The 16635-nt window shown below is 53.1% G+C and carries 20 protein-coding genes; 15 read left to right on the top strand and 5 right to left on the bottom strand.

Annotation, left to right across the window (positions count from 1 at the left end; translation table 11 throughout):
- Window positions 1-219 precede the first annotated feature (219 nt).
- The 14 genes from queF (at window position 220) to tpx (ending at window position 11707) form a co-directional block, all read left to right on the top strand.
- Window positions 220-609 (top strand): preQ(1) synthase, encoded by a 390-nt coding sequence (queF, locus tag CWO84_RS20645; RefSeq protein WP_020485282.1) that lies wholly within the window; start codon window positions 220-222, stop codon window positions 607-609.
- A gap of 6 nt (window positions 610-615) precedes the next feature.
- Window positions 616-900: an EscU/YscU/HrcU family type III secretion system export apparatus switch protein gene (locus CWO84_RS20640; protein ID WP_026603899.1), complete on the top strand. Its 285-nt coding sequence runs from the start codon at window positions 616-618 to the stop codon at window positions 898-900.
- The gene (asd, locus tag CWO84_RS20635; RefSeq protein ID WP_101054914.1) at window positions 897-1757 is read left to right on the top strand and encodes an archaetidylserine decarboxylase; all 861 of its coding nucleotides are present in this window, start codon (window positions 897-899) and stop codon (window positions 1755-1757) included. The genes CWO84_RS20640 and asd overlap by 4 nt, the downstream gene beginning before the upstream one ends.
- 108 nt (window positions 1758-1865) lie before the next feature.
- Window positions 1866-2216: a preprotein translocase subunit YajC gene (gene yajC, locus CWO84_RS20630; protein WP_020485279.1), complete on the top strand. Its 351-nt coding sequence runs from the start codon at window positions 1866-1868 to the stop codon at window positions 2214-2216.
- Between the two features lie 75 nt (window positions 2217-2291).
- On the top strand, window positions 2292-4139 hold the full coding sequence (secD, locus tag CWO84_RS20625) for a protein translocase subunit SecD (protein WP_101054912.1): 1848 nt from the start codon (window positions 2292-2294) through the stop codon (window positions 4137-4139).
- A 149-nt stretch (window positions 4140-4288) separates the two neighbouring features.
- On the top strand, window positions 4289-4720 hold the full coding sequence (gene ndk / locus CWO84_RS20620; RefSeq protein WP_026603896.1) for a nucleoside-diphosphate kinase: 432 nt from the start codon (window positions 4289-4291) through the stop codon (window positions 4718-4720).
- On the top strand, window positions 4695-5807 hold the full coding sequence (locus CWO84_RS20615) for a bifunctional tRNA (adenosine(37)-C2)-methyltransferase TrmG/ribosomal RNA large subunit methyltransferase RlmN (protein ID WP_020485276.1): 1113 nt from the start codon (window positions 4695-4697) through the stop codon (window positions 5805-5807). Before ndk ends, CWO84_RS20615 begins: the two co-directional genes overlap by 26 nt.
- Window positions 5797-6558, top strand: coding sequence for a type IV pilus biogenesis/stability protein PilW (gene pilW / locus CWO84_RS20610; protein ID WP_101054909.1), 762 nt, complete (start codon window positions 5797-5799; stop codon window positions 6556-6558). Before CWO84_RS20615 ends, pilW begins: the two co-directional genes overlap by 11 nt.
- A 19-nt stretch (window positions 6559-6577) precedes the next feature.
- Window positions 6578-7864, top strand: coding sequence for a histidine--tRNA ligase (gene hisS, locus CWO84_RS20605; RefSeq protein ID WP_101054906.1), 1287 nt, complete (start codon window positions 6578-6580; stop codon window positions 7862-7864).
- Window positions 7865-7897: 33 nt separating this feature from the next.
- Entirely contained in the window at window positions 7898-8554 is a 657-nt protein-coding gene (locus CWO84_RS20600) for a tetratricopeptide repeat protein (RefSeq protein ID WP_033155551.1), read from the top strand.
- A gap of 85 nt (window positions 8555-8639) precedes the next feature.
- Window positions 8640-9080 carry a hypothetical protein gene (locus CWO84_RS25265; RefSeq protein ID WP_346426972.1) on the top strand — a complete coding sequence of 147 codons (441 nt, stop codon included), beginning with the start codon at window positions 8640-8642 and terminating at the stop codon, window positions 9078-9080.
- Window positions 9074-9793: a PQQ-binding-like beta-propeller repeat protein gene (locus tag CWO84_RS25260; protein WP_346426974.1), complete on the top strand. Its 720-nt coding sequence runs from the start codon at window positions 9074-9076 to the stop codon at window positions 9791-9793. Before CWO84_RS25265 ends, CWO84_RS25260 begins: the two co-directional genes overlap by 7 nt.
- A gap of 4 nt (window positions 9794-9797) precedes the next feature.
- Window positions 9798-11189, top strand: coding sequence for a ribosome biogenesis GTPase Der (gene der / locus CWO84_RS20590; protein WP_033155553.1), 1392 nt, complete (start codon window positions 9798-9800; stop codon window positions 11187-11189).
- A 20-nt stretch (window positions 11190-11209) separates the two neighbouring features.
- On the top strand, window positions 11210-11707 hold the full coding sequence (tpx, locus tag CWO84_RS20585; protein ID WP_033155554.1) for a thiol peroxidase: 498 nt from the start codon (window positions 11210-11212) through the stop codon (window positions 11705-11707).
- Window positions 11708-11790: 83 nt separating this feature from the next.
- On the opposite strand, the gene CWO84_RS20580 is transcribed toward tpx, so the two are convergent.
- From CWO84_RS20580 to CWO84_RS20570, 3 genes are all read right to left on the bottom strand, one after another.
- Window positions 11791-12348, bottom strand: a complete 558-nt coding sequence (locus CWO84_RS20580; protein ID WP_101054903.1) for a hypothetical protein — start codon at window positions 12346-12348, stop codon at window positions 11791-11793.
- 151 nt (window positions 12349-12499) lie between these two features.
- Window positions 12500-12889 (bottom strand): glycine zipper family protein, encoded by a 390-nt coding sequence (locus tag CWO84_RS24060; RefSeq protein ID WP_033155556.1) that lies wholly within the window; start codon window positions 12887-12889, stop codon window positions 12500-12502.
- Window positions 12890-12989: 100 nt separating this feature from the next.
- A complete protein-coding gene (locus CWO84_RS20570) occupies window positions 12990-13175 on the bottom strand; it encodes a hypothetical protein (RefSeq protein ID WP_033155557.1) in 186 nt (61 codons plus the stop codon).
- A 171-nt stretch (window positions 13176-13346) separates the two neighbouring features.
- Here CWO84_RS20570 and CWO84_RS20565 point away from each other — a divergent pair, with 171 nt between their 5' ends.
- On the top strand, window positions 13347-13850 hold the full coding sequence (locus tag CWO84_RS20565; RefSeq protein WP_033155558.1) for a YkgJ family cysteine cluster protein: 504 nt from the start codon (window positions 13347-13349) through the stop codon (window positions 13848-13850).
- 190 nt (window positions 13851-14040) lie between these two features.
- On the opposite strand, the gene CWO84_RS20560 is transcribed toward CWO84_RS20565, so the two are convergent.
- Together CWO84_RS20560 and CWO84_RS20555 are read right to left on the bottom strand one after the other, a co-directional pair.
- Complete coding sequence (locus tag CWO84_RS20560; protein ID WP_033155559.1) at window positions 14041-14550, bottom strand: hypothetical protein; 510 nt, start codon at window positions 14548-14550, stop codon at window positions 14041-14043.
- Between the two features lie 209 nt (window positions 14551-14759).
- Window positions 14760-16628, bottom strand: a complete 1869-nt coding sequence (locus tag CWO84_RS20555; protein WP_101054901.1) for a bifunctional diguanylate cyclase/phosphodiesterase — start codon at window positions 16626-16628, stop codon at window positions 14760-14762.
- Between the last annotated feature and the right edge of the window lie 7 nt (window positions 16629-16635).

Below are 16635 nucleotides of genomic sequence, written 5' to 3'. Positions count from 1 at the left end.
GCCGTAAGTTGTTGACAATTCCACCCGTTAATTGTTTCGGCCGATTCAGGAGAACCAAACCCGAACCTATACACAACCGCCAACGCAAAAATAACAAGATAACTCCTTGAGTTTAAATGCTTAATACGTTACCGCATCTTAGCTGGTAAAATATTGCCAGACTTAACCGGCGGACATCCCATTCGCTACTCCGGAATCCCTAACAACGCAAATCAAGCAATGACTACAAAACCCAGCGCAGACCTCACCACATTCGAAAATCCCAGGCCGGCGCGCGACTTCACGATTCGCATCGACATCCCGGAATTTACCTGTTTGTGCCCGATGACCGGCCAACCCGACTTCGCCAAACTGGTTCTGGAATACGTACCCAACACATTGTGCGTCGAGCTCAAATCCTTAAAGCTGTACATGTGGACTTTTCGCGAGCGCGGCGCCTTTCATGAAGCGGTCACCAACGAGATTTTGGATCATATTGTCGCGGCGATTTCACCCAATTTCATGCGCTTGCGCGCCGAATTCAATGTGCGCGGCGGCATTTACACCACCGTGATCGCCGAGCATCGCGACCCAAGCTGGCAAGCACCCGAATTGGTCAATCTGCCTTAAATCGCCGTGAGCGGCAGAACCTTCTATAACAGCGACATTGCCGTCGCGCTACAGTACGACGGCAAAAATGCGCCGAAAGTTACCGCTAAAGGCGAAGGCTTTACCGCTCAACAAATTCTGGCCATCGCCGAAAAACACGGCGTACCGCTGCAAAACGAACCGGAGCTGGCGCGAATTTTGGCGCAAGTCCCGCTCGGCGAGGAAATCCCCCAACAACTTTATATTGCTGTCGCCGAAGTCATCGCCTTTGCGTATTTCATCAGCGGCAAAACCCCCGATTCCGAATCATGAATTTAAAAGAAATTGTTACCGTGCTGCCGCAATACGCATTGCCGCACCACGCGCTGTCCGGCTTGATGTCCAAACTGACCCATTGCCAAAACAAAACCTGGAAAAACCTGTTTATCAAATCCATCGTACAGATGTACGGCGTGAATATGCAGGAAGCCAAGTTTCAAGACCTGGATCACTATCCTAGCTTTAATGATTTTTTTACCCGCGAATTAAAAGACGGTGCCAGACAAATTGCCTCAGCAGCCGACGCCATAGCCTGCCCGGCGGACGGAGCGGTCAGCCAAGCCGGACCGATCAGTAACGGTCGAATTTTCCAAGCCAAAGGCCACGACTATAGCGCGCTGGAATTGCTGGGCGGCGATGCCGAACGGGCACAGGCCTTTGCAAATGGTTCCTTCGCCACCATTTACTTATCGCCGAAGGATTACCACCGCCTGCATATGCCCTTAACCGGCACTTTGAAAGAAATGGTGCATATTCCCGGCCGACTATTCAGCGTGAATAACACCACAGTTGGCGCCGTGCCGAATCTGTTCGCGCGCAACGAACGTGTAGCCTGTATTTTTGACACTGACGCCGGACCAATGGCTTTGATTCTGGTGGGCGCGATTTTCGTGTCCAGCGTCGAAACCGTCTGGCATGGTGTAGTAACGCCACCGAGCATCAGCGCACCCAGAACTTGGCGTTATCAAGAAGACGCGCCGACGCTTGAAAAAGGCGTGGAAATGGGCCGGTTCAATATGGGCTCGACTATTATCGTCTTGTTCGGTAAAGAAAAAACCGCCTGGAACGAAGACTTGACCGCCGGCAAAGCGGTACAACTGGGCGAGGCAATCGGCCGAACGCTAGCATAAACCGGGCAAATCGACAGCGTAATGTGATAAGCACTGCTAGTGTGGCATAATGCGCGCCTGTCCGCCCGGCCGGACCATTAAAACGACGATAACAATAAGAGGATTACCATGAGTTTCTTGATTTCTGATGCGCTGGCCCAAACAGCGCCCACCGCCGTACAACCCGGTTTTGAAGGCATGCTGTTCCCGTTGGGCATTCTGATATTTTTCTATTTCCTGTTCATCCGCCCGCAATCCAAGCGCAACAAGGAACAAAAACAAATGCTGGCTGCGCTAGGTAAAGGCGCGGAAGTGGTCACCACCGGCGGCATTCTAGGTAAAGTGGCCGAACTGGACGACAACTTCGTCAAATTGGAAGTATCCGATAACAGCTTTATTCAAGTACAGCGCCATGCCATCGCCAACATGATGCCCAAAGGCACTTACAAAACCTTGAACAGCAAAAGAACCAAAGAATAAGTTTGCTTTAACCCTGCGATATCCCCCGCTTTTATTCGCAACAGCCTGGCTGTCACTGCTTTTAATGGAATAACCATGCAAAATCATTTCCCTGTCTGGAAAAACATCCTAGTAATTTTCGTGCTGTTGGTCGGTACGATTTACGCGTTGCCTAATCTGTACGGCAACGACCCGGCAGTGCAATTGGCTTCGTCCAGCCCGACGCCATTGCAGCAGTCTCAGGCTGACGCAGTCGCCGCCAGCATCAAAAACGCTGGTTTTACGCTGAAAAGCTTCGAATTTGCCGACGGCAAAATTCTGGCGCGCTTCAACAATACCGACGAACAAATGAAAGCGGCGGACATATTGCGCGAACAAATGTCCGGCAAAGCGACAGTCGCCTTAAATTTAGCGCCTGCCACCCCTGCTTGGCTGCGCGCTTTCGGTGCAAACCCTATGCATCTTGGCTTGGACTTACGCGGCGGCGTGCATTTCCTGTTGGAAGTGGATATGGACAGCGCGCTGAAACAAGCGGAAGAGCGCTATACCAACGATATTCGCTCGGCCTTCCGCGATGCAAAAGTTCGGTATCAATCAGTTTCGAAGGAAGCTGGCGGCATCAAAGTCGTGCTGCCTAACGAAGAATCCAGAGTTGCCGCCACGGAAGTACTCAACAAAGATTTCCGCACACTGGATTTAGTGGAAAGCGGTCCGAATGAATTTACGTTGAACATCCCCGAACGTAACCTGCGCGAAATCAAGAAAGCGGCGCTGGGCCAAAACATTACCACGCTGCGTAACCGGGTCAACGAACTGGGCGTAGCCGAGCCTATCATTCAGCAACAAGGCGACAGCCGCATCGTCGTGCAATTACCCGGCGTACAAGACACTACCCGCGCGAAAGAATTGTTAGGCACCACAGCAACACTGGAATACCGTTTAGTGGACGTGGAGCATGATGTGCAGTCGGCCCTGGGCGGTCACGAACCTATCGGCAGCCGTTTGTATAAAGACAAAAACGGCGCTCCGGTGCTGTTGAAACGCGCGGTTATCGTTACCGGCGACCAGATCACCGATGCGTCATCAGGCTTGGATCAAGACGGTTCACCTGCCGTATTCATCACGCTGGATGGCGTCGGCGCCAAGAAGATGGGCAAGATGACCCAGGAAAATATCGGCAAGCCGATGGCTGTGGTGTTCATTGAATACAAATCCGAAACCCGGGTCGTTAACGGCGAGAAAGTCCAACATAAGGAAAAAGTCGAAAAAGTCATCAGCGTCGCCACCATCCGCGACAGTTTCAGCAAACGCTTCCAAACCACCGGCCTGGATAGCCCTGAAGAAGCCCGCACCTTGGCCTTATTACTCAGAGCCGGCGCCTTGGCCGCTCCGGTTGAAATCGTCGAAGAACGCACCGTCGGCCCCAGTTTGGGTCAGGAAAATATCGATCAAGGCATGATGTCGATTACCGCCGGCTTCCTGCTGGTCGTGTTTTTCATGGTCGCTTATTACCGCGCGTTCGGCTTGATCGCCAACTTTGCTTTGTTGTTCAATGTCGTACTGTTGATCTCCATCATGTCCGTTTTGCAAGCCACCCTGACCCTACCAGGCATGGCCGGTATCGTCTTGACTGTGGGTATGGCGGTGGACGCCAACGTACTGATCAACGAACGGATCCGCGAGGAACTGCGTAATGGCTTGAGCCGGCAGGCCAGTATTTACGTCGGTTACGAAAAAGCGTTTGCGACCATTCTCGACTCCAACGTCACTCACTTCATCGTCGCAGTATTGTTGTTCGGTTTTGGCACGGGCCCGGTTAAGGGTTTCGCGCTGGTATTGATGATTGGGATTGCTACCTCGGTATTTACCGCGGTCACCGGCACCCGGATGTTGGTCAACTGGTTCTACGGCAACGATCATCGCACCGATAAAATTTCCATCTAGCCAAAAAATTGAGGCTCGGCGCAGCACAAACCGGGCCTATTCAGCCGTTTCGGAAAAGCACTATTCGGCAGGGCGTTTCTCAACACCCTGCCTGACAAGATATAATGCGTAATTAATTTTTCAATCACTATCCTCACTGGAGTTACACAATGGCAATCGAACGTACTTTCTCAATCATCAAGCCTGATGCAGTCGCTAAAAATGTGATTGGGGAAATTGTCAGCCGCTTCGAAAAAAACGGCCTGCGCATCGTCGCATCCAAAATGCTGCAACTGAGCCAAGAGCAAGCCGAAGGCTTTTATGCCGAGCATAAAGAACGCGGTTTTTTCAAAGACTTGGTCAGCTTCATGACCTCCGGCCCGGTCGTTGTGCAAGTATTGGAAGGCGAAAATGCGGTTCTGAAAAACCGTGAATTGATGGGCGCCACCAATCCTAAAGAAGCCGCTCCCGGCACCATTCGCGCCGACTTCGCGGTCAGCATCGACGAAAACGCCGTACACGGTTCCGATGCACCGGAATCTGCTGCGAGAGAAATCGCTTACTTCTTCTCTGCTGATGAACTCTGCGACCGTATCCGCTAAGCCAGCATTGATTAATCTGCTGGATTTCGACAGAAAAGGCTTGCAAGCCTTTTTTGTCGAGCTCGGCGAAAAGCCGTTTCGCGCCACTCAGGTGCTGAAATGGATTTATCAGGAAGGCATCTCCGATTTCGACGAGATGACCAACCTGAGCAAATCGCTGCGCAGTCATTTAAAAGAACACTGCCAGATCAAAGTCCCGGAAATCGTCGCCGAACAATTGGCGTCCGACGGCACTTGCAAGTGGGCGGTGCAGATGCACTGCGGCAATCGGGTGGAGACCGTTTACATCCCGGAAGAACGCCGCGCCACACTATGCGTGTCCTCGCAAGTGGGCTGCGCACTCGCCTGCACCTTTTGCTCGACCGCCAAACAAGGCTTCAACCGCAACCTGTCCACCGCCGAAATCATCGGCCAGCTCTACCTGGCACAGCAAAGACTGGGTCCGGAACGCCGCATCACCAATGTGGTGATGATGGGTATGGGCGAGCCGCTGCTGAACTTCGATAACGTCGTGGCAGCAATGAATTTAATGATGGATGACTTTTGCTACGGCCTGTCCAAACGCCGCGTCACCATCAGCACTTCCGGCATCGTGCCAGCCATGAAGCGCCTGAACGAAGTCTGCGATGTCAGCGTCGCCGTATCGTTACATGCTCCGCATGACGCATTACGCGACCAACTGGTACCGATCAACGTCAAATATCCGCTGAAAGAATTGATGGAGGCCTGCCGCGAGTACGCCAAAACCGGCCCGCGCAAGCACATCACGTTTGAATACGTGATGCTGGACGGTATCAACGATAGCCCGGAAGATGCGCGCACCCTGGTCAAACTATTGAAAACCGTGCCGTCCAAACTGAATTTGATTCCTTTCAATCCGTTTCCGCAATCGCACTATCGCTGCTCCAGTAACGCCGCCATCCTGAAGTTTCGGGATATTCTGCATAATGCCGGCATCGTTACCACCGTCCGCAAGACCCGCGGCGAAGACATCGACGCAGCTTGCGGGCAATTGGTCGGTCAGGTACAAGACAAGAGCCGCAGACATTTAAAGCTGCAAGCGCAAGGACTCTCCCATGGCCAATAGGCGAACAGCTTGCGGATTCGTGCTGATCGGTTTATTGCTGGGTGCCTGCGGCTTACTGCCGGAGACCCGCGACACGATGAGCAATGCCGAAAAAGCCAAGCTCAATTTACAGATGGGCGCCCGCTATCTGGATATGGGCATGCTCGAAGTCGCCAAGGAAAAGCTGGAAACCGCAGTGCGACTGGATTCCAGCAACCCGGAAACCCATAACGCCCTAGCGGTATTCTACGAGCGTATCAAACAAACTGAAGCGGCCAGCGAGAGCTACCAAACAGCCTTGAGTAAAGACCCGGATAACTTCAGCATCAAGAACAACTACGGCCGTTTTTTGTGCGAGCAAGGCAAATTCGACAAAGGCATAGCCTTGCTGCAAGATTCGATGGCATCGCCAATGAACAACCGACCCTGGTTTGCATTAACCAATCTGGGCGTTTGTTACGTTAAGCAGAACGACATGCAGCGCGCCGAAGAGTATTTTCGCCAAGCCTTGCAATCTCAGCCCGATTACTCGCCGGCCTTGCAGGAGATGCAGCGCATCAGCTATCAGAATGGTCAGTTCATGTCGGCCAGGGCGTTTCTGGAGCGCTACCTGGGCGTTGCTAAACACACCCCGGAAACGCTGTGGATCGCGTTTCAAACCGAACGGGCGCTGGGTAACAGCAAAATATCCGAAGAATACCGCGAGCAATTGATTAGCTCTTTTCCTGCTTCCAAAGAAGCACAACAAGTCAAAACCGCGATCAGCAAATAATCCGGCAACAAATAAGATCATGGCAAAACAACAACAGGCTATCCAAGCCATCCGCGGCATGCACGACATCCTTCCCGAGCAATCGCCTTATTGGCAATGGCTGGAAGGCCAAGCCAGACAAGTACTGGGCGCCTACGGCTATCAGGAAATTCGTCTGCCCATCGTCGAAAAAACCGAGCTGTTCAAACGCTCGATCGGCGAAGTCACCGACATCGTCGAAAAAGAAATGTACACCTTCGACGACCGCAACGGCGATTCGTTAACCCTCCGCCCTGAAGGCACCGCCGGCTGTCTACGCGCTTGCCTGGAACACGGTTTATTGCACAACCAAAGCCACCGTCTGTGGTACTACGGCCCCATGTTCCGCCACGAACGCCCACAAAAAGGCCGTTACCGCCAATTTTATCAATTAGGTGTGGAAACCTACGGGATGCCCGGCCCGGACATCGACGCGGAAATCATCGCGCTGACCGACCGGCTTTGGAAGCAACTGGGCATCCGCGACAAAGTCGAGCTGCAAATCAATTCCCTGGGTACCAGCGAAGAACGTCTGGCTTATCGCGGCAAACTGGTCGAATATTTCCAACAACATCTGGCAGTTTTAGACGAAGACAGCTTGCGCCGCCTGGAAACCAATCCGCTACGCATCCTGGATAGTAAAAATCCGGATATGCAGGCTATGTTGCAACAGGCGCCGGTGTTGCTTGAGCATCTGGGCGAAGAAAGTTTGGCGCATTTCAATAGTCTGAAAGCCACGCTGGACGATCTGGGTATTACCTACCAACTGAATACTCGCTTGGTGCGCGGCTTGGATTATTACGGTAAGACCGTATTCGAATGGGTCACAGAGCACTTGGGCTCCCAAGGCACCATCTGCGCTGGTGGCCGCTACGACGGTTTGATCGAACAGCTGGGCGGCAAGGCTAATCATGCCATCGGCTTTGCGATGGGCATGGAGCGCATCCTGGCCTTACTTGAATTACTGGATAATGTCCCAGTCGCAGCTAGCACCGATGTCTACATGATTCGCGTCGGCACCAACGCCGAAGCAGCCGGCATGCGCTTGGCGGAACGCATTCGCGATGCGCTTCCCGGCTTGAAATTGCAAGTCAATTGCGGCGGCGGCAGCTTCAAGAGCCAGTTTAAAAAAGCCGATAAGTCCGGTGCCGAGTACGCCATCATCATTGGCGACGACGAAGCCCAACGCGGCGAAGTGGCCTTGAAACCCTTGCGCATCGACGCTGAGCAAAGCACACACAATCACGACCAGCTCCTGCAAACCCTGCAAGACTGGCACCGCCGATAATCCCTTATAACCTGCTAATAGAAGAGAACTACCGTGGCAATTTACGATACCGAAGAAGAACAACTGGAACAGTTGAAAAAATGGTGGGAAGCCAATCAGACTTCATTGATCGCCGGTGTTGTCACCGCAATAGTATTGGTGAGCGGCTGGAATCTCTGGCAAAACCACCAACTGGAAAAACGCGCCCAAGCCTCGCAAATGTACCAACAATTGTTGGATAGCGCGGCCAAGGACAACAGCGAATCCACCGAAAAACTGGCGGAACGCTTGCCTATCGAATTTCCGGGCACCGCTTACGCCCACTATGCCGGCCTGCAATTGGCCAAAAGCAAAGTGCAAAAAGGCGATCTGGAAGGCGCTAAAGCGATTCTGGAAAAGTCCATCAAGGAAGCCGACAGCGATGAGTTGAGACATGTTGCCCGTCTACGCCTGATTCAACTGATGCTGGCTACCGGCCAATACGAACAAGGTTTGCAACTGATCGCTGCGGTCGATCCGGCCAAATCCGAAGGCTTTTCTGCCAGTTACGACGAATTGCAGGGCGACCTGTACGTGGCGCTGGACCGCTTGGACGAAGCCCGTAGCGCGTACCAAAGCGCAATCAGAACCGGTCAAGCCACCCCGCTGACGCAGTTCAAGCTGGACGACGTCGCAACGCCTGGCAACGCTGCCACGGCGGCTGCCAATTAAGCCCACGCCAACGGATACACGCTTTAGCATGTTAATCAGGAACATCAGATACCGCTCACTTCTCCCGCTGCTTGCCTGCCTGCCGATGCTAGCCGGCTGCGCGGGCTTGGATGCCGGACGCGACTTTATCTCGGGCTTAACGGAATATATCACCGGCGACGACGACAACGCCGATCCGCCGGCCGCCTTGCAGGAATATACCCCGGAAGTGCAAGTCGAGGTGCTGTGGAAGGAATCAATCGGTAATGGCGCGGATGAAAAATATCTGAAACTGATACCGGCAGTCGCCGAAGGCACTGTATACGTCGGCGACAACAAAGGCCATTTGCAGGCGCGTGGCGCCGGCAACGGTAGTCTGAGCTGGGAAAACAACACCGATTACAGCTTCTCAGCCGGCCCCGGTCTGGGGGTGCATACCGTGGTAATGGGTACCAGCACCGGCGAAGTCATAGGTTTTGACAAACCAACGGCGAACAGCGCTGGAAAATCGATGTACCCAGCGAAGTATTGGCGACTCCGGTGGTGAGTCACGGTATTGTCATCGTCCGGACCACCGACGGCAAAATCATCGGCCTCAAAGAAGATAATGGCGCGCAACTCTGGACCTTCGAACACAGCGTACCGGCCCTGAGCATCCGCGGCACCGGCGCGCCCATCATTGTCGACGACAACGTGATCGCCGGCTCGGCTAATGGCAAGCTGGAAGCCCTGCAATTGAAAGACGGCAAATCCATCTGGGAAGCCACTATCGCGATACCCAGCGGTCGGTCCGAAGTCGAACGCTTGGTCGATCTCGATGTCGATCCGGTCGCGGCACGCGGCGCCATTTATATTGCCGGCTTCACCGGCGGCGCGTCTTCGGTCTCCGAAGTGGACGGCGATGTGCTGTGGCGCAACGAAGCGGTGTCTTCCTACACCGGCCTGAGCCTGGATTACCGTTACCTTTATGTCAGCGATACCCAAAGCCATGTCTGGCAGCTCGATCAACGCAGCGGCGCCTCACTGTGGAAACAAAAAGACTTACACAACCGCCAATTGACGGCAGCGGTGGTTTATCAAAATTATGTCGTAGTCGGCGATTTCGAAGGTTATGTACATTGGCTGTCCAATAGCGACGGCCGCCAATTGGGCCGGATTCAGGTCAGTAAAGCGGCAATAGAAGCCAAGCCGGTAGTCGTGGACGATACGGTTTTCATTTACGCCAAAGACGGCACCCTGGCCGCTTTGAGAGCAAAATAAATTCATGTTACCTGTTATCGCCCTAGTGGGCCGCCCCAATGTGGGCAAATCTACGCTATTTAATTACTTGACGCGCAGTCGCGAAGCATTAGTTGCCGATTATCCCGGCCTGACCCGCGACCGCCAGTACGGTCGGGTCAAACGCGGCGAGCGCGACTGTCTGGTAGTCGATACCGGCGGTATCACTGACGAACAGGAAGGCATAGACGTCTTCGCCAAAAAGCAGGTGGAAATTGCGCTGCAGGAAGCCGACGTGGTGTTCTTCCTGGTCGACGCCCGCGACGGTTTGAACGCCACCGACGAAGCGATTGCCGATATGCTGCGCAAGCTGGGCAAACCGGTGGTGCTGGTGGTGAATAAAGTCGACGGCATCGACAGCAATACCGTGACCAACGATTTTTATGCTCTGGCGCTGGGCGAACCCATCGGGATTGCCGCTACCCACGGTCGCAATGTCCACGACTTACTGGATCGTATTGACGAGTTATTGCCGGTAGTCGAGGACGAATTCGAAGAGCAGGATCCGGGTATCGCCATTGCCATCGTCGGCCGTCCTAACGTCGGCAAATCGACTTTAGTGAATCGGCTGCTCGGCGAAGAGCGTGTAGTGGTGTTCGACGAAGCCGGCACGACCCGCGACAGTATCTATATTCCGTTCGAACGCAACGGCCAGAAATTTACCTTAATCGATACCGCCGGCATGCGCCGCCGCTCCCGGGTATCGCTGACCGTGGAAAAATTCAGCATCATCAAATCGCTACAAGCCATCGAGAAAGCCCATGTGGTGATTTATTTGATCGACGCCCGCGAAGGCGTCACCGATCAGGATGCGCACATTTTGGGCTTGGTGTTGGAAGCCGGCCGGGCTTTGATTATTGGTTTGAACAAATGGGACGGCCTGAACGCCGAACACCGCGATTTCGTGAAAAAGCAAATCGAGATCAAATTGTCGTTTTTGGATTTTGCCGAAAAGCATCCGATCTCAGCGCTGCACGGCAGCGGCGTCGGCAAGTTGTTCGACGTGGTGCATACCCTGTACGACTCGGCTATGACCGACATGTCAACGCCCTTGCTGACCCGGATTTTGACCGACGCGCTGGCCGCGCATCAGCCGCCGCTGGTCGGTGGTCGCCGCATCAAATTGAAGTACGCACATCAGGGCGGCCGAAATCCACCGGTTGTCGTGATCCACGGCACCCAGACCGATGCCCTGCCCGGTGCATACAAACGCTATTTGATGAATTATTTCCGCGATCAGTTGCGGCTGACAGGCACGCCGATACGCTTGGTATTCAAATCGCCGGAGAACCCGTTTCAGGGTCAGAAAAACCCGCTAAGCGACCGCCAGATGAAAAAACGCAAGCGCCTGATCGATTTCAGCAAACGCAAAAAATAAAAACACCCAGGGAGCAACACATGGCAACCATCACTTTCCAAGGCAAACCGATCAACACCATCGGCGATTTACCGACGATAGGTACGCAAGCGCCGGATTTCCAATTAACCAATCGTAAAATGCAGGACGTGGGTTTGGCTGAATTTGCCGGCAAACGTAAAGTGTTGAACATAGTCCCCAGCCTGGATACGCCGACCTGCGCTACCTCGACCCGCAAATTCAACGAAAAAGCCGCGCATTTGCATAATACCGTGGTGTTGGTGGTATCGGCTGACCTACCCTTCGCGCAAGTGCGGTTTTGCGAAGTCGAAGGCATCAAACACGTCGTGCCGCTCTCGACCTTCCGTTCCAGCTTCGCCCACGATTACGGCGTCGAGCTGTTGGACAGCATCCTGGCAGGCTTGACCGCCCGCGCTATCGTCATCATCGACGAAAACGACAAAGTGGTCTACACCCAGTTGGTTAGTGAAATTGCCGACGAGCCTGACTACGTCAGTGCCTTGGCCGCCCTGCATTAACCGTATCCATAGCGCCGAGTTCTGATATTCAACTCGGCGCGAAGCAACAAGCTAAAGTCTAAGATTTTTCTAAATCTCCGGAATCATGAAGCCGTCGCTTGGCGTTCAGCCTGATCGTACATCGCGCCAAATAGCTGAATAACGACATAAATCATGGTTCTGGCAGTACGAACCGCATCAGGATCCGCCGGGCTGTCGGCAACATAGGCGCTGATGGCATCATCCATGAATTTAACCAAGCCGGCTTGCGAATCGCTCTCGGTCAGGCGCTCGGTAAATCGATTCTGAAATTTGTCGCGAAACTTCGTATCCATCTTGTTGCCAGGCATGAATGCCTGCAACTCCGCATCGAGTAAGGCGGCCGTATTCTGTAACCATTCCATGTTCAATACCCTTTGGTCCGGCAAATCGCCGAAGGCATGCCGGAATACACAAATCACATCGAAACAAAGATCCATGAACAGATTTGCCAAATCTTTATCCTTGTCGGCAATCAAAGCCGAAAACACGCCAAAAATCGTTTGCGCCAACGCGCTCTGCTCGGTTTGGAATTGCTGAAGTATGCTGCGGCCGGCATTTTCATCCTGGCTTTTGGCGTATTGCAGGGCCTGATACAGCTCTCGGTCGGTTAATTCACGCATCGTCGGTTCTAACTAAGTTCGATAAATATCCAGGCGATATATTATCAAGCCCATGCCTGATAAAGGATATTTATAGTATATGGCCCATTGAACCGGCCTTTAAATATCCTCGCCTTCCATGGTGAAAATCAGGCATTTTCAGAAATTTTCTTCAGTTAACCAGGGTATGGCCGCGTTGACGCATGCAGGTTTTAAATGCCCGTTTAAAGCTTTCGTTCGCTTTATAGCCTTCCCACAACCCCGCGGGGATAGCCAATATTGCACCACCGGCTGCGCCGGTGGCGGCGCTGCCGGCTATCGCACCGACTGCCGCGCCGCCCGCGGCACCGGTAACCGCGCCGACACCGGCGCCCATGCCGATTTCCTTGGTAATATCCGAAGCTTGTTCCGCTAGCGACTTGCACTCCACCATATCGCGTTGCGTGGTTTGCGGCTGTTGGTCCAAGCGCGGATCGATGATCGGATGCCAGCCACTCATGGATGCGCAGCCGCTGGTTAATGTGGCAAGTAGCAACATACTGCCGAAATATTTTTGTGTCATTTTTCCTCCAAAAGGCATGTTTAAATTGTTAGCTAAAATCTCATCATTGCTGTTTGAAATATTGAGTGACTGGTGCTGCGGAGGATTGCTCCGGCACGCATTAGAGTGGATAAAGTTGCGAGATATTGCTGCCTATGGGTATGTACCATTCCTTAAAATCTATCGGCAGCTCGAGTAGGGGCGCGGTGATGCAGTGTTTTAAAAGACCGTCAATGGCAACATAGATGCCGCCGCCGATGTGTTTTTCGCCAAGCTGTTGATTTATAGCAGTATTCGAGTCGCGCATATTCACTCCGTCAGTTGTTCACTTGCGAAAAATTCTAAGTTTGGCGACTTAAAATCTACTTAAGCTTTGATTAGAATCCGGTTAAAACGCCGCCGGCTGCTCAGCACACACGAATCGGCGTCATGTTCGGACAGGCTTTGCAAAACCCGCTTAAACAGGCAGTATGTTCCAATGAAAACCCTCACCCAACTCCATGCAGATATCGACACGCGGGTAAAAATCATCCGCGACAACCAACCCGATTGGCTATGCCGCCAGGGTTGCGACGGCTGTTGCCGCAGGCTTGCCGCAGTACCCAAGATCACCGCGAATGAATGGCATTGTCTGCAACAAGGCCTGATGGCCTTACCGCCGGAGCAATTTCGGAAAATCGGTGGGGAGATAGCCGCTCTGGCCGGCCAAATAGCGCGCCCGGTCATCTGCCCGCTGCTGGACAAAGCCAATGGCGCTTGCCTGGTCTATGCACACCGCCCTATCGCTTGCCGAACTTACGGTTTTTATGTTCAGCGCGATCAGGGGCTGTACTGTAAAGACATCGAAGCGCGCGTAAGTGATGGCGCGCTGAGCGAAGTGGTGTGGGGCAACCATGACGGCATTGATCATCGGTTACTTGCGCTAGGCGAGTCGCGCGAATTGCCGGAGTGGTTTGCGGATTGGCAGCGGGATGCTGATTGAATCGAGGCTATAGCCCCGACACGCAGAGGTTTGTTTTTGATAATAAAAAGACCTAACACGCCGCTCAAAGAGTAGCAGTCGCCAGTCCGCAGAGCGGAGGCTCCGCGACTCATACCGCTCAACGAACCGAGCCGACTCAGTAAGCCCTATAGCGCGCCTGGGATTGCCCGGAACAGACGCGCCTCCGCCATCATTCAGCAGCCGGCGAATGATGGCTATCGTGATCAGGTATGCCTGGATTGCCGTGGTCCTCGGCTTGGGCATCGAACCATTCATGCAGGGCCTGAACGAATTGGGGGTATTCGGTAGAAAAATGAATCTGTCCGCCGTTATCCAAAGCTTGATATTGAACTTTAATATCATCGACTTTTGCCTTTTTTAACTGCGCCAGCCCCGGCATTTCCGCACCATGCAAACGTTCCGTCGCCGCATAATTGCCCGCCTGGTATTGTTCCGCCCTTTTTTGCAAATGCCCCTGAATTAATTTGATTTGCGAGGCATTGTCCGCGGATTTGATCACCACATGCTGGACACCGCCGTGCACCGTTTTGGTAAAGGTTTGTACCGTCCCCTGCACCGCGTACGGCACTATTGTCTGTAACTGTTCTTGATTGATGGGTTTGGCAGGCGCATGCTCAATAGCTTGCACGACGATCAGGCATTGTAAAATACCCAGTGTTATCAATAGGTAGTGTTTCATGGCGATACTCCGAGTAGATTGACATTCATCCTGAACACTGAATTTTTTATCCGGTCGATTAATACCGTTCGGACCCGTTGGAGAAGATCCCTAATTGGCCCAGATAAACATAGCGGGAGCGGGATGCCGGTAATCAATAGAGCCGGATTTGCCACTCAGTGATTCGCTGGCTCCGTTCTTCATACACAAAATGCGTTTTAGCAAAATCCTCAAGCTTTCCATTGCAGGAATTGATCGAGGCGCTCGACGTTATCAGGTAAAAACACATGTACCTGGTTCCGGCCTTTTTCCTTGGCTCTGTAGCAAGCGCTATCGGCGTTACTTAAAAACTCCCCGACATCCCGAACGGTACACGTCACCGCAGCCACTCCAATGCTGGCGCTCACGGTAAATTCAGCATCACCCCAGTTAAATTTGAAATTGCGCAGGCTATTGCATAGTTCATGGGCGATATTGCGCGCTTGATCAAGTGTGGTGTGTTCCAGCAACAACGCAAACTCGTCGCCGCCCAATCGGGCCAGCGTGTCGCGTTGCCGCAGTTTGGAGGACAAAACGGTACTGATTCTGCGCAGTAATTCATCCCCTGCCGCTTGTCCACAGGTATCGTTGACCTGCTTAAAATGATCCAGATCGAGATAACAAAGCGCATGGTGAAAATAGCCGGGGCGGGCGCTAGCCAATACCCTTGCCACCCGTTGTTCAAAAGCTGTCCGATTAACCAGCCCGGTCAAGGGGTCGTGGCTGGCCTGATAGGCCAAACTCTGCCGTTTGGTTTGAGATGCCGACATATCCCAAAACACCAGCACCAAGCTATCGACAAATCCATCCAACGCGACCGGATAAAACGAATATTCGACCGGAAATGACCGGCCATCCTTGCGTTTAAAATTAGCGGTACTCCGCTGAGCGATGATGTCGCGGGCCATATCAGGCAACTTGAGCGCTTCCAGCGCTAAGATCAAATCCCCGGCTATCATGGCAACGATGTCCTGTCCCAGCACGTCTATCTCGGCGTAACCCAAAACCTGCAACGCGGCCCGGTTAACGAAGCTGCAACGGCCATCCACATCAAGACCGACAATTCCTTCGCCGGCCGAATCCAGCAGTAAGCGAAAGCGCCTCTCGCTGTTGCGCGCCTCGGTATTGGCGTGTTTGAGCTTCACCAAAGTGGTGTCAAGACTGGCATTGGCAGACTTGAGGATGGCGCATTGTTTTTCCAGTTGTTCCGTACGCCTAAACACCAACTCCTCCAAACGTTGCCGGTAATAGCTCAGCTCCTGTTCGGTTTCTTTGTCTTTGGTAATATCAATCAAGACACCTTGCAAAAACAAACTTTCGCCGGCTTCATTCCGCACTACATTGGCTTCGTCGAGAAACCAGCGATGGCTTCCATCCTGTTTACGTAATCGGTATTCGCACCGCAGCGGCGCATGATGTTTATAAGTATAGGCATAGGCCTCTACCGCCACTGCCAGATCGTCCGGGTGCACCCGCTTCAGTATGCCTTGCGGGTCATCAAGCCAATCTTGCTCGGGCAAGCCCAATTGAGCAATTTGCGGACTGACATATAACAGCTTTACCGGCGTTTCCAACGATGTGACATAAGTGATCACCGGCATTTGTTCCACCAAGGCCCGGTACTTAGCTTCCGCCTCACGCAATTGCGCCAGGGTTTCGGTTTTCTCCGCCAGCAGGTGCTGTCCCTGCAACTCTCGGCTGACTTCAGTGGGCGATGCGGCGTCCGCGTTGCTGGCGCAGTTGTTAGATTGGACCGTGACAAAGGCCGCATCTTCGGATTCTATCGGCATCAGGATGGAGACATTAGCCTGTTTGACCGTTTCCACTTGATTGGCGATGTAGCCGGCATCTAGCATATCCGGTGATTGCCAATTCCCGCGCACTTGTTCGGGCTGGCGGTCTTCGGCGAGTTTAAGACCGTGATGACTGGGTTCTCCCTCGCAAAACGCCGCATCATGATCCCGAAACGCCGCCAGAGAGTGTTTGTTCGCCATCCGGCTGGCTGGATCGTGGTCTATAACAAGTGAGCAGCTATGGGCTTTGGCTGATGCAGTGTTCATAAAATCG

This window comes from Methylomonas sp. Kb3 (assembly GCF_002834115.1).
In the GTDB taxonomy this organism is placed as follows: Bacteria; Pseudomonadota; Gammaproteobacteria; order Methylococcales; family Methylomonadaceae; genus Methylomonas; species Methylomonas defluvii.
Note: the sequence above shows the minus strand (reverse complement) of the source record. Positions and strands in the feature narration are given on the sequence as shown.

Excerpts from the sequence above, each read along its gene's own strand:
- queF (WP_020485282.1), top strand. The coding sequence starts at position 220 with ATGACTACAAAACCCAGCGCAGACCTCACCACATTCGAAAATCCCAGG.
- asd (WP_101054914.1), top strand. The coding sequence starts at position 897 with ATGAATTTAAAAGAAATTGTTACCGTGCTGCCGCAATACGCATTGCCG.
- yajC (WP_020485279.1), top strand. The coding sequence starts at position 1,866 with ATGAGTTTCTTGATTTCTGATGCGCTGGCCCAAACAGCGCCCACCGCC.
- secD (WP_101054912.1), top strand. The coding sequence starts at position 2,292 with ATGCAAAATCATTTCCCTGTCTGGAAAAACATCCTAGTAATTTTCGTG.
- ndk (WP_026603896.1), top strand. The coding sequence starts at position 4,289 with ATGGCAATCGAACGTACTTTCTCAATCATCAAGCCTGATGCAGTCGCT.
- CWO84_RS20615 (WP_020485276.1), top strand. The coding sequence starts at position 4,695 with ATGAACTCTGCGACCGTATCCGCTAAGCCAGCATTGATTAATCTGCTG.
- pilW (WP_101054909.1), top strand. The coding sequence starts at position 5,797 with ATGGCCAATAGGCGAACAGCTTGCGGATTCGTGCTGATCGGTTTATTG.
- hisS (WP_101054906.1), top strand. The coding sequence starts at position 6,578 with ATGGCAAAACAACAACAGGCTATCCAAGCCATCCGCGGCATGCACGAC.
- CWO84_RS25265 (WP_346426972.1), top strand. The coding sequence starts at position 8,640 with ATGCTAGCCGGCTGCGCGGGCTTGGATGCCGGACGCGACTTTATCTCG.
- der (WP_033155553.1), top strand. The coding sequence starts at position 9,798 with ATGTTACCTGTTATCGCCCTAGTGGGCCGCCCCAATGTGGGCAAATCT.
- tpx (WP_033155554.1), top strand. The coding sequence starts at position 11,210 with ATGGCAACCATCACTTTCCAAGGCAAACCGATCAACACCATCGGCGAT.
- CWO84_RS20580 (WP_101054903.1), bottom strand. The coding sequence starts at position 12,348 with ATGCGTGAATTAACCGACCGAGAGCTGTATCAGGCCCTGCAATACGCC.
- CWO84_RS24060 (WP_033155556.1), bottom strand. The coding sequence starts at position 12,889 with ATGACACAAAAATATTTCGGCAGTATGTTGCTACTTGCCACATTAACC.
- CWO84_RS20570 (WP_033155557.1), bottom strand. The coding sequence starts at position 13,175 with ATGCGCGACTCGAATACTGCTATAAATCAACAGCTTGGCGAAAAACAC.
- CWO84_RS20565 (WP_033155558.1), top strand. The coding sequence starts at position 13,347 with ATGAAAACCCTCACCCAACTCCATGCAGATATCGACACGCGGGTAAAA.
- CWO84_RS20560 (WP_033155559.1), bottom strand. The coding sequence starts at position 14,550 with ATGAAACACTACCTATTGATAACACTGGGTATTTTACAATGCCTGATC.
- CWO84_RS20555 (WP_101054901.1), bottom strand. The coding sequence starts at position 16,628 with ATGAACACTGCATCAGCCAAAGCCCATAGCTGCTCACTTGTTATAGAC.